The organism is Eisenbergiella sp. OF01-20 (genome assembly GCF_003478085.1).
GTDB lineage: Bacteria > Bacillota > Clostridia > Lachnospirales > Lachnospiraceae > Eisenbergiella.
The window spans coordinates 16032-28761 of record NZ_QUES01000005.1 but is presented as its reverse complement, the minus strand read 5'-3'; the positions used below and the strand labels follow the sequence as shown (position 1 = coordinate 28761).

8 protein-coding genes are annotated in these 12730 nt (G+C 49.3%); 7 read left to right on the top strand and 1 reads right to left on the bottom strand.

Annotation, left to right across the window (positions count from 1 at the left end):
• Positions 1–11: 11 nt before the first annotated feature.
• From DXA36_RS08615 to DXA36_RS08600, 4 genes are all read left to right on the top strand, one after another.
• Positions 12–395, top strand: a complete 384-nt coding sequence (locus DXA36_RS08615) for a biotin/lipoyl-containing protein (protein ID WP_118678193.1) — start codon at positions 12–14, stop codon at positions 393–395.
• Positions 396–479: 84 nt separating this feature from the next.
• Positions 480–1631 (top strand): sodium ion-translocating decarboxylase subunit beta, encoded by a 1152-nt coding sequence (locus DXA36_RS08610; protein ID WP_118678191.1) that lies wholly within the window; start codon positions 480–482, stop codon positions 1629–1631.
• A gap of 55 nt (positions 1632–1686) precedes the next feature.
• On the top strand, positions 1687–3093 hold the full coding sequence (locus tag DXA36_RS08605) for an oxaloacetate decarboxylase subunit alpha (protein ID WP_118678189.1): 1407 nt from the start codon (positions 1687–1689) through the stop codon (positions 3091–3093).
• A 113-nt stretch (positions 3094–3206) separates the two neighbouring features.
• Positions 3207–3629, top strand: a complete 423-nt coding sequence (locus DXA36_RS08600; RefSeq protein ID WP_118678187.1) for an acyl-CoA thioesterase — start codon at positions 3207–3209, stop codon at positions 3627–3629.
• On the opposite strand, the gene DXA36_RS08595 is transcribed toward DXA36_RS08600, so the two are convergent.
• Positions 3626–4435: a helix-turn-helix transcriptional regulator gene (locus tag DXA36_RS08595; protein WP_118678185.1), complete on the bottom strand. Its 810-nt coding sequence runs from the start codon at positions 4433–4435 to the stop codon at positions 3626–3628. The two genes, DXA36_RS08600 and DXA36_RS08595, sit on opposite strands and share 4 nt — an antisense overlap.
• Before the next feature lie 185 nt (positions 4436–4620).
• Between DXA36_RS08595 and arfA the strand changes: the two genes are divergently transcribed.
• From arfA to DXA36_RS08580, 3 genes are all read left to right on the top strand, one after another.
• Positions 4621–6120, top strand: a complete 1500-nt coding sequence (gene arfA, locus DXA36_RS08590) for an arabinosylfuranosidase ArfA (RefSeq protein ID WP_118678561.1) — start codon at positions 4621–4623, stop codon at positions 6118–6120.
• 161 nt (positions 6121–6281) lie between these two features.
• Positions 6282–8750, top strand: coding sequence for an efflux RND transporter permease subunit (locus tag DXA36_RS08585; protein ID WP_118678183.1), 2469 nt, complete (start codon positions 6282–6284; stop codon positions 8748–8750).
• Entirely contained in the window at positions 8747–12544 is a 3798-nt protein-coding gene (locus tag DXA36_RS08580; RefSeq protein ID WP_118678181.1) for a hypothetical protein, read from the top strand. Before DXA36_RS08585 ends, DXA36_RS08580 begins: the two co-directional genes overlap by 4 nt.
• The last annotated feature ends 186 nt before the right edge of the window (positions 12545–12730 follow it).

The following is a 12730-nucleotide window of genomic DNA, read 5'->3' as shown; positions in this document are numbered from 1 at the left end:
GAATTTTCACCATGAAGAACTATACAATTACCGTTAACGGAAACGTATATGATGTAGTAGTAGAAGAAGGCGCTTCCACAGGCGCACCTGTAGCTGCTCCCAAAGCGGCACCCAAGGCTGCCCCCAAAGCAGCTCCCGCACCTGCGGCAGCTCCCGCAGCGGCATCTGCCGGTGCAGCAGGCAGCGTTAAAATCGAAGCCGGTGCAGCCGGTAAGGTATTCAGCATTGATGCCAAGGTTGGACAGGCCGTGAAAGCAGGAGATGCTGTAGTTACTATCGAAGCAATGAAAATGGAAATCCCCGTTGTTGCACCTTCCGACGGAACCGTAGCAAGTATTGATGTAGCTGTTGGCGATGCTGTTGAAGCAGGGGCACTGCTTGCAACATTAAACTAATCAGAAGGAACGTAAAGCGTCCTACCAAAGCCCATGAAAATAAGTTTATGAGTTTTGGCTGAATTAACATGGGAGGTCAACAGAATGGATTACATAGTAACCACATTAGACAATCTGGTGCATCAGACGGCGTTCTTCAATTTGACCTGGGGAAACTACCTGATGATCGCAGTAGCTTGTATATTTCTCTACCTGGCGATAGCCAAGGGATTTGAGCCGCTGCTTCTTCTTCCGATTGCCTTCGGTATGCTGCTTGTTAATATCTATCCGGATATTATGCTGCATGCAGACGAGGCATCCAACGGAGTTGGCGGTCTGCTTTATTATTTCTACGTACTGGATGAGTGGGCAATCCTGCCGTCCCTGATATTCCTGGGAGTAGGAGCCATGACCGACTTTGGTCCCCTTATTGCCAATCCGAAGAGCTTCCTGCTGGGTGCAGCAGCCCAGTTCGGTATCTTTGCGGCATATTTCGGAGCCATCGGTTTAGGCTTCAACGATAAGGCAGCAGCAGCCATTTCCATTATCGGCGGTGCTGACGGCCCTACCTCTATTTTCCTCTGCGGTAAGCTGGGGCAGACGGCTCTGCTGGGACCTATCGCAGTAGCGGCATATTCTTATATGTCCCTGGTGCCGATTATCCAGCCGCCTATTATGAAGCTGCTCACCACAGAAAAAGAAAGAAAAATTAAAATGGAACAGCTGCGTCCGGTTTCCAAACTGGAAAAAATCCTGTTCCCTATCATTGTTACCATCGTTGTATGTCTGATCCTTCCTACCACAGCTCCCCTTGTTGGTATGCTGATGTTAGGTAACCTGTTCAGAGAATCCGGAGTTGTAAGACAGCTGACAGAAACGGCCTCCAACGCCCTGATGTATATCGTAGTTATCCTGCTGGGTACCTCCGTTGGAGCTACCACGAGCGCAGAAGCATTCCTGAATATGGATACTCTTAAAATCGTTGCCCTGGGCCTTATCGCTTTCGCGTTCGGTACTGCGGCCGGTGTCCTGTTCGGCAAGCTGATGTGTGTGATAACGCATGGCAAGGTTAATCCGCTGATTGGTTCTGCAGGTGTGTCCGCAGTCCCTATGGCCGCCAGAGTTTCCCAGAAGGTGGGGGCGGAAGCAGATCCTTCCAACTTCCTTCTGATGCATGCAATGGGACCTAACGTAGCCGGTGTTATCGGTACGGCAGTTGCTGCCGGTACCTTTATGGCTATCTTCGGAGTATTCTGATTGAAACAGCCATTCAGATTACTGAACTTTATTAGAAATTTAGGAGGAAAAGGAAATGTCAGACCCGAAACCCATTAAAATTATGGAAACCGTATTACGTGACGCCCATCAGTCTCTGATCGCCACAAGAATGCCTACCGAATTAATGCTTCCTATTGCAGAGAAGATGGACAAGGTTGGCTACGAGGCAGTTGAGTGCTGGGGCGGCGCTACTTTCGATGCATCCCTGCGTTTCTTACATGAAGATCCCTGGGAAAGACTGAGAAAATTAAGAGCAGCTTTTAAGAATACCAAGCTGCAGATGCTTTTCAGAGGACAGAACATCCTTGGATACCGTCATTATGCCGATGATGTTGTTGAATATTTTGTTCAGAAATCTATCGCTAACGGTATTGATGTAATCCGTATTTTTGACTGTCTGAACGACCTGCGCAACCTGGAATGTGCGGTGAAAGCCTGCAATAAGGAAAAAGGACATGCACAGATCGCGCTGAGTTATACATTGGGTGATGCTTATACCATGGATTATTGGATGAACATCGCAAAAGAAATCGAAGATATGGGTGCAGATTCCATCTGTATCAAGGATATGGCAGGACTTCTGGTTCCTTATGAAGCAGACAGGCTGATCCGTTCCCTGAAATCCGCTACCAAGCTGCCTATCCAGCTGCATACCCATTATACATCAGGTGTTGCCAGCATGACTTACTTAAAGGCGGTGGAAGCAGGCGTTGATGTTATCGACTGCGCAATTTCTCCTTTTGCACTGGGAACCTCCCAGCCTGCAACAGAGGTTATGGTTGAAACCTTCCGCGGAACTCCTTATGACTGCGGTTATGATCAGGCTCTGCTGGCGGAAATCGCAGACTATTTCAGACCTTACAGAGAAGAGTGCTTAAAGTCCGGACTGATGGATGCAAAGGTTCTTGGCGTAAACATCAAGACTCTGATGTATCAGGTACCCGGCGGTATGCTTTCCAACATGGTTAGCCAGCTGAAAGAGCAGAATGCAAGTGACAAGTACGATGAAGTGCTTCAGGAAATCCCCAGAGTGCGTAAAGACCTGGGTGAGCCTCCGCTTGTTACTCCTTCTTCCCAGATCGTTGGTACACAGGCTGTATTTAATGTACTGATGGGTGAGAGATACAAAGTGGCTACCGACCAGACCAAGGATCTGCTTTCCGGAAAATACGGCGTTACCGTTAAGCCTTTCAACCCGGAAGTTCAGAAAAAGGTTATCGGCGATGCGGAAGTGATTACCTGCCGTCCTGCTGACCTGATTCCCAACGAACTGGCAAAGATCGAATCCGAGATGAAGGAATGGAAGCAGCAGGATGAGGATGTGCTCACCTATGCATTGTTCCCTCAGGTTGCACTGGATTTCTTCAAATATCGTCAGGCGCAGCAGGAAAAGGTTGATATGACACAGGCTGATACCAAAAACGGAGCTTATCCTGCATAGGCTGCTGTTTCCAATTAAAATGTACATGAACAGGCGGACATCTCAGGGTGCCCGCCTGTTATTTCCGCATGGTATTTGATACGGTGAGAAGAATAGTTAGTATGAGGTGAAGCATGACAGAAGTAAAGGAATATGGAAGAAAGATTCAATATTATGAAACGGACAGAATGGGGATCGTCCACCATTCCAACTACATCCGCTGGATGGAGGAAGCCAGGACGGATGTGCTGGAGCAGATAGGACTGCCCTATGACAAAATAGAAAAAGCAGGAATCCTGATCCCGGTACTGGGTGCCTCCTGTGAGTACAGGATTTCTTTCAGATATGCGGAAAGCTTTCGGATAAAGGTAATACCCAATGGATTTAACGGCATTAAAATGGGCCTGAAATATGAAATTTATGGACAGGAGGACGGAAAGCTGCATGCGGCGGGAGAAACCAGCCACTGCTTTCTGGATCGGAAAATGATGCCGGTCCATTTAAAAAGGGATTACCCGGAGATTTATGACAGACTTACGTTATATATGGAAGATTAATAAAAAACTTCACGGTCAGCCCCCAATCCTTCTTTCCGGGCCTGGCCATATTCTCTGGGGGAACAGCCGAAATATTTCCGAAAATACCGGGTGAAGTGCTGCAGGCTGGAAAAACCGCAGAGACGGGCGGCTTCCTGAACCTGCAGGGCTTCATTGCTCAGAAGGCTTTTTGCTTTTTCCATGCGTACGTGGAGCAGATCGTTTTTGGGGGTTGTGGAAAAGAAATGATGGTAATAGACGTAAAACTGGCTCTTCTCCAGATTTATTTCCTGGCAGAGGCGTTCAATACTCCAATCCTCCTGACAGTTGGAAAGCATTTTCAGGCGCAGATTCTGGAAAAGCTGGTACAGGTTTTCCCCATCCTCCTTCTGATCCGCGCAGTGGAGCAGATCCCTGGAAAGGGAAATGAACATTTGGGAAATCAGGCAGTTAATATATTCCTCCCGGAATTCGGCGAGAGAGAAATATTCCAATTGTATGCTGCGGATAAAAGAATCTGTCTCTCCCGGATGGGACGGATAAAAGATTTTGTTTTCCGGGAAACCATATTGTCTGGCCGGGTTTAGATCGGAAGAAAAGTGCAGATAGCTGTTGCAAAACCTTTTAACCGCCTGGTAATGCTGGGGAGTCTGGGGCGTGAAGAGGATACAGGCGTTTTCCTTGGTGATGATAAGCTCCTCCTGCAGATAGATCTTCATGGGTGTTTTCAGCAGAAGGAACAGGTAATCCCCGCTTCCGCCCGGACGGCAGATCGTGTCATAGTCCTGGTTAAAACGATTGTATTCACAAAAATGAAGGGTGATCATACGTTGTCTCCTGGTAGTTGGTCCCGCTGCAAAAGCCGGATACTCTCTTTGTTTGAGGATAGCACAGAACCGGAAGAAAAGTCAAATAAATCGGAGGAAAAGAACTGGCGGTTTTTGTCTGCGGAGATTATGATGAAACTACAGAAATAACGAAAGCGGCCGGACACGGCGGAATGGAGAATGGTATGAAAAAAGCGGAATTGATTGTAGACAAGTACTATCTCACGGGAAAGGTGGACAAACGGATTTTCGGTTCTTTTATTGAGCATCTGGGAAGAGCCGTATACGAGGGAATCTATCAGGAAAACAGCCCCTTTGCCGATGAGCAGGGGATGCGGAAGGATTGTTTGGATTTGGTGAGGGAGCTGAAGGTTCCTATTGTACGTTATCCCGGCGGCAATTTTGTGTCCGGCTATCATTGGGAAGACGGCGTAGGTCCTAAAGACATGCGTCCTTCCAAGGTGGATCTGGCATGGTCGGTGATTGAAAGCAACCAGTTCGGTCTGAATGAATTTGCCGACTGGGCAAAGAAAGCCGGAACGGATATCATGATGGCTGTCAATCTGGGGACCAGAGGGCCGGAAGAAGCCAAGGATGTACTGGAATACTGTAATTTCAAGGGCGGCACCTATTACAGCGATTTAAGAAAGAAGCACGGCTATGAAGCGCCTCATGATATCAAGCTCTGGTGTCTGGGAAATGAAATGGACGGTCCCTGGCAGATGGGCCATAAAACGGCAAAGGAATATGGCCGTATCGCAGCGGAAACAAGCCGTCTGATGAAATTTATGGATCCTACCATCGAAACCGTAGCCTGCGGAAGCTCCTCACTGACGATGGATACCTTCGGTTACTGGGAAGAGGAAGTGCTCGGCGAATGCTATGAGCAGGTGGACTATCTTTCCCTGCATCAGTATTACGGGAACAGGGACAACAACACAAAGGAATTTCTGGCAAATTCCAAAGGAATGGATGAATTTATCAGCTCTGTTCTTTCCATCTGTGACTGTGTCAAGGCGAAGAAGAGAAGCAAAAAACAGATTAACCTGTCCTTTGACGAATGGAATGTCTGGTATCACAGCAATGATGCGGACGCCCAGCTGGAAAAATGGGTGCAGGCGCCGCACCAGCTGGAGGATGTTTATAACTTTGAGGATGCCCTGCTGGTGGGCAGTATGCTTATCACCATGCTGCGTCATGCGGATCGCGTAAAGGTGGCATGTCTTGCCCAGCTGGTAAATGTAATAGCGCCGATTATGACCTCCGATACGGGGGCGTGGAGACAGACAATCTTTTATCCGTATATGCATGCATCCGTATACGGCAGAGGAACGGTGCTGAATACCCAGGTACAGGCACCAGTTTATGAAAGCCGGACCTATGGGGAGGTTTCCTGCCTGGACAGCGTATGCATCTGGAACGAAGAGGAAGAAGAGCTTACCATTTTTGCGGTAAACAAGGATCTGGAAGAGGATCTGGAAGTGAGCTGTGATTTCAGGCAGTTTGCGGATATGAAAGTGGTGGAACACATCGTGCTGACAAATGAAGATCTGAAAGCGGTTAATACGGAAGCGGATCCGGATTGTGTGGTTCCCGTACACAGCGCCGCATCCAAAATGGACGGCGGACATTTTACAACGCTGCTCGGCAAACATAGCTGGAATGTGGTAAGACTTAAGAAATAATAGAAATGGTATGACAGAGGGCGTTTTCCTTTCGGGAAAACGCCTTTTTTGGACAATTGAAGCAAATTGGGTAAAAGGGAAACGGGAAATCCCCTTGCCTTCCCCGGAAGCCGGGACTATAATTTCCACTGACGAAACGACGAAGGCAAGAGGTGTGTCAAATGGAAGATAAAAAAGAAAAAGGTAATTTTTGGCTGACGGCTGCCACTTTTATCGTTAATAAGAGGAAGGCCATCTATGTTCTCTTTTTTATAGCGATTATTTACAGTGTGGTGTCCATAAACAAGGTGTCGGTAAATCAGGATATAACCAAGTATCTGCCTGCCGACAGTGAAACCAACCGGGGCCTTTCCCTGATGGAGGAGCAGTTCCTGACCTATGGAAGCGCCCGTGTCATGGTGTCCAACATCACCTATTCCCGGGCGGAGGGGCTGGTGGGGAAACTGGAAGAAGTGGACGGGGTGAAGGAAGTGGCCTTTGACGATACACAGGATCACTACACCGGGACCAATGCTTTATATGATATAACCTTTTCCGGGGAAGAAGAGGAGCCGGTCAGCAAGAAGGCCATGGAAGAGGTCAGGAATGTCCTTTCCGGCTATGATACCTATGTATCAACAGAGGTGGGGGCTGAAGAAGCTGCCAGCAAGGCGCTGGAAAAGGATATGAACCTGATATTGGTTCTGGCTGTCATTATCATCGTTGCGGTTCTCCTTCTTTCCACAAAGGCTTATATGGAAATCCCCGTATTGCTCATCACCTTTGGCGTGGCTGCGATTCTGAATAAGGGAACAAACTACTGGCTGGGAACCATATCGAGTGTTACCGATTCCATAGCCGTGGTACTGCAGCTGGCGCTGGCGATCGATTATGCGATTATCCTGTGTGACCGCTTTATGGAGGAGCATGAAACCATGGATGCGGAAAACGCGGTGAAGGTAGCGCTGTCTAAGGCCATCCCTGAAATCAGCGCCTCCTCCCTGACCACCATTTCCGGTATGATAGCCATGATGTTCATGCAGTTCCGCCTGGGCTACGATATGGGTATTGTCCTTGTGAAGGCCATTATATTCAGCCTGATTTCCGTATTCATGCTGATGCCGGGTATCCTTCTCCTGTTTGCAAAAGGAATTGACCGTTCCCATCACAGATGCTATGTCCCCAACATTACCTTTGCCGGAAAGCTGGCGAACAAGACGAAATATATATTTCCGCCCCTGTTCGTACTGGTACTTGTTTTTGCTTTCCTCAAATCGAATAACTGCCAGTATATTTATGATACCAGCTCGGTGGAAAGCGCGAAGAAAAGTGAGTCGAAAATTGCCCAGGAAAAGATAGAAGAAGCCTTTGGGGTATCCAATCAGCTGGTGGTCATGGTCCCCAACGGAAATTATGAAGGCGAGGAAGCGGCTCTGAAGGAAATGGAAAAGCTGGATTATGTGGACAGCGTACTTGGGCTGGCCAATGTATCCATAAACGATGACTATGTGCTCACCGATAAGATATCCCCCAGGGATTTTTCCGAACTGGCGGATCTGGATATCGAAATTGTAAGGCTTCTCTATGTGGCCTATGCCTATAATCAGGAGCAGTACGGTCCGGTATTTACAGGAATCGATGAATATGAAGTGCCCATCATTGATATGTTCCTGTTTTTGTATGACCAGTATCAGCAGGGCTATGTGACTCTGGATGCGGAGATGGATAAAAATCTGAATGAGCTTTATGATACGCTTCATGATGCCAAGCAGCAGCTTCAGGGAACGGACTATTCCCGTTTTGTATTGTCCCTGAAGCTTCCGGTGGAGGGGGAGGAAACTTACAAGGCGCTGGATGAAGTGCGGGCTGTCTGCCGGAAGTACTTTCCGGGAAAAGAAATAATCCTGGTGGGCAATTCCACGAGTGACCATGATTTGATGTCCTCCTTCGGTTCGGATAATCTGATTATCAGCATCCTTACAGCGTTGTTTGTTATGGGAATCCTCTTTTTCACCTTCCAGTCCGCAGGGCTGCCGGTACTGCTGGTCCTGACGATTCAGGGAAGTATCTGGATTAACTTTTCCGTTCCGACGCTGTCCGGGGATCCGGTATTTTTTATCGCGTATCTGATTGTATCGGCTATCCAGATGGGTGCTACCATCGATTACGCTATCGTGATTTCCAACCGGTATCTGCAGCTGAAACAGGTTATGCCTATTAAGGACGCCATTGTGGAAACCTTGAACCAGTCCTTTCCCACCATTTTTACATCAGGATCCATACTGACCTGTGCCGGTTTCCTGATCGGCAGAATAGCTTCAGATGCTACGGTGGCATCCATCGGCATCGCTTTAGGGCGGGGGACATTAATTTCCATCATCCTCGTTCTATTTGTGCTGCCTCAGATTTTGCTGTTCGGAGACTTCCTTATTGAAAAAACGGCTCTCACCATCAATCTGTCCAAATACAATACCAGGGAAATCGGCGGCCGTATGAGCGTAAACGGCCATGTAAAGGGCTTTATCCAGGGAGAGATTGATGCGGAAATCAAAGGCAGCTTCCAGGGGCGTATGAACGCTTCCCTGGAAACGCGGATTCCCGGAAGACAGACGGAAATAGAAATGCTGGAGGATGGAGGAGAAGTAAAATGAGAGGAAAAGCATACATAAAGAATGCGAAAGGTATCCGGAGATTTGATAGGATATTTGCCGCACTTTTACTCACCGTTTCCCTTTTGCTGTCCGATACAGGCACGTGTATGGCCGCGGATACGGCAGAAGCATCGCAGGCAACAGAAGGCGCAGAAATCATACAGATAGCCACGGCAGAGGATTTGACAGAGCTGGCGGAACAATGCCGGAACGACTGGTACAGCTATGGAAAAGTTTTTTCCATGGCGGCGGATATTGATGTAAAGGGGACCGGCTTCCAGGGAATTCCGTATTTTAACGGCACGTGGGAAGGAAACGGATATAAAATCACAGGTTTTACCATTTCACGTAAAGGATCGGATTTCGGATTCTTCCGGTATCTGGGAAAAAACGCACGGATAGAAGATTTGACTGTGGAAGGCAGTATCCACATGGAAGGAAGCGGGGAAAATGTAGGCGGCCTTGTCGGAGTGAATTTCGGTTTGCTGTCAGGCTGCCGTTTCAATGGCGAGATATCTGCCGCAAAATCCGCAGGAGGGATTGCCGGATACAATAAGGCGGACGGAAGGATAGTGGGCTGCAGCGCTGCCGGAACGGTAACCGCAACCAACGGGACCGGCGGTATCTGCGGGGAAAACAAAGGGATTATCAAGGATTGTGTCAATGAGAGCACGGTAAACGGGGAGGATTTGAAAACCACGCTGAATCTGGACGGCGTGGATTTGGGGGATTTGAATCTGACGCAAAATGTGGTTACCAGAAATGACAGCGGCGGTATTGCAGGCATTTCCTCCGGAACCCTATCCGGGTGTACCAACCGGGGAAACGTGGGGTATGCCCATGTTGGCTATAATGTGGGGGGAATCGCAGGCAGACAGAGCGGAACCGTTATGGAATGCACAAACGAAGGCAGCATCCTGGGAAGAAAGGATGCGGGAGGTATTGTGGGCCAGGCGGAGCCTTATATGGAATCGGAATATCTTTCGGATCGTCTGGAAAAGCTTCAGGATGATCTGGGGAGTATGAACAGCCTGGTAATCCAGATGTCCGATGCACTCAGCCAGACCTCCAGCGATGCGGGACAGTATGCCAAAGCCCTTCAGCAGCAGTATGAGGATACCATTGACAGTCTGAACCGGGAGGTAAATTCTCTCAGGGATACCCTTTCGGAGGATAAACAGCAGACCCGGGACTATCTTAACAGCATCAGCGATGCATTGGATAATATCGGCAGTCTGGGGAATGAAACGGTGCAGCGCATGGTGGACGGTGTGCGCAAGGACATGAATACGGCTGTCGATGCCGTAAACGACGCAGTAAATGATGTAAAGGATAAAATAGAAAACAGCAAACCCGGGGATACGGATGAAGGAGATTCCAACGCAGGTACGTCAGGGGGCGGAACGCAGAACGGCGGGTCACAGGATGACGGCACGCAGAGCGGCGGGACCGGAGACGGCGGGTCACAGGACGGATCCGGGGATCATTCCGGCGGAAGCGAAGGGGGCGGAACCGGAAACGCTGACGATGGGGATAAGAACGGAAATACCGGCGTCGGAGGAAACACCGGAGAAAGCGGCGGCAGCACCGCAGAAGGAAGCGGCAGCACCGCAGGAGGAAGCGGCAGCGGTACGGGAGAAGGTGGCAGCACCGCAGGAGGAAACAGCAGCGGCACAGAAGGAAACCGTACGGAAAGCGGCGGCAGTGAGGGAAAGGATAACTCATCTAAGGCGGCAGACAGTGCCGGAGCGTCCGTCGCAAGACAGATAAAAGGCGGGCAGGGGGATTCTGCACAGCACGGAGTATATCAGATAGATGCGGCGGATTTCCCTTACAGGAACAGAAACGGCGAAACCCTGCTGAAAAATAGGTTAGAAGGTACCCTTATTGCCTGCGCCGATGTGACAGGTGCGCAGGAGGGAAACAAGACCGGTGCGGGAAGCGGAGCCGGGAGTGAGAACGGTACGGGAGCCGGGAGCGACAGCGTTGCGGGAAGCGGAACCGGGAGCGACAGCGATACAGGAAGCGGCGGCAGCACAGGGAAGGATGGGAATTCCGGCGGAACCGGAAAGCTTCCGGAAATAGACAAGGACAAGATAGAAGAAGGCCTGGATCATGCCAAGGATAAGCTGGAACAGAAAAAAAACAGTATCAGTATGCCGGAAGCGGATCCGGAAATCAAAGAAAACCTGAACAAGATGAAGGAGGAGCTATCTTCCATATCAGGGAACATGAAAAATATGCAGAATACCTTATCGGACAGCGGGGATTCCGTTTCTGACGCGGCAGGGAATATATCCAATGAGCTGACGGATCAGAGCAAGCTCTCCGGGGATACCATTGACAGCCTGACGGATTCCATCGACGGCGGGATCCAGAGCCTTACAAGCAGCATGAAGGGGCTTATGAATACCCAGCAGCACATTACGGATTCCGTGAGTTCGGATCTGAATATCCTTATGGGAAATGCAGACTCCCTTTTGGACGTATCTTCAGGAAATATCACAGAAAAAACGCGGGGAGTAATTTTCGGCTGTACCAACAACGGTTCTGTGGATGCAGATATCAATCCGGGCGGAATTGCCGGGACTATGAACGTGGAATATACTATTGATCCTGAGCTGGATCTGGACTTATCCAGGCTGACGGATGTGGCTGTGCGTTCCACAACCAACGATGTGATCATCCACTGCAGCAACTATGGAAAGATAACGGCGAAGAAAAATAATGGGGGCGGAATTGCCGGCAGTGAAGAACTGGGGCTGATCTATGACTGTGAAAATTATGGGGATATCCGTGCGGAAAGCGGAAAAAAGCTGGGCGGAATCGCGGGTATCAGCACCAGCACTATCAGCAGAAGCTATTCCTTCTGTAAAGTAACAGGAGTGGATTACCTGGGCGGAATCTGCGGGGATGGCTATAATATCAGCGGCTGCGGATCCATGTGCACGCTGGAAAGCGACAAGGGAGAACGTGTGGGAAGCATTGCCGGGCATGTGGACGAAGAGGCGGAGATCGCATCCAATTTCTTTGTGTCCCGGGAGTGGGGAGGAATTGATAATATTAACTATTATGGAAAAGCGGAAGCCTGCACCTATGAAGAAATCATGCAGAAAGAGGATATGCCCCAAGGTTTTTCCACGGTAACGGTATCCTTTGAAAATGCAGGTGAGATCTGCAAAACCATGACGATTCCTTACGGAGGCACCATTCAGGAAGAAGATGTGCCCCGGATTCCTGCACGGGATGGTTATTGGAAATGGGAAAAAGAGTTTCCGCTGCGCAGTGTGACGGAAAATATCACATTACAAGCGGTAGAGCAGCGTTGGACGCAAAGCCTTGCGTCCAGAGAGGAATCGGAAAGCGGCAAACCGTTGTTCCTGCTGGAAGGAAATTTCTATGAGGACACCGGGCTGGAGCTTACCGCATGTTCCCCGCCTTTAGAAGAAGAGGCTTGCGCCTATGCATATTCCTGGACATTGGAAAAGCGGCCGGAGAATCAGGATCAGACAGAGCTGACGGCCCATTTCCTGATACCGGACAATGCGGACAGCGCACAGATATGGATCCTTTCCGATGGAAAATGGAAGGAAACCAAAACGCAGGCGGATGGAAGCTACGTGACCGCATCCATTCCCCTTGGATCATCCTTTGCCGTATATGGGAAAACGGAAAGCAAAGCCGTTTACTATGCGGCAGGTGCGGCAACAGTAGTGATTCTCCTTATTCTACTGATTGCCAGAGCGGGAAGAAGAAAAAAGAATGGGAAAAAAGCGGCGGTAAAAGAAAAATAAATGCCGGCAGATGAGTAAAAAAGGCTGTGGAGCCCTCAGAGGGTTCCCGGCCTTTTTTTCGGTAAAAAGATGGAAAACCTGGTATATGGCCAGGGCTCTTGCTGCAGTTTGCGCATTCGGAATTGCAGCTTGCGCACGGCGGTCTTGCAGGAATGAAAGGGTCTGTTATAATCATAGAGTAGCCGG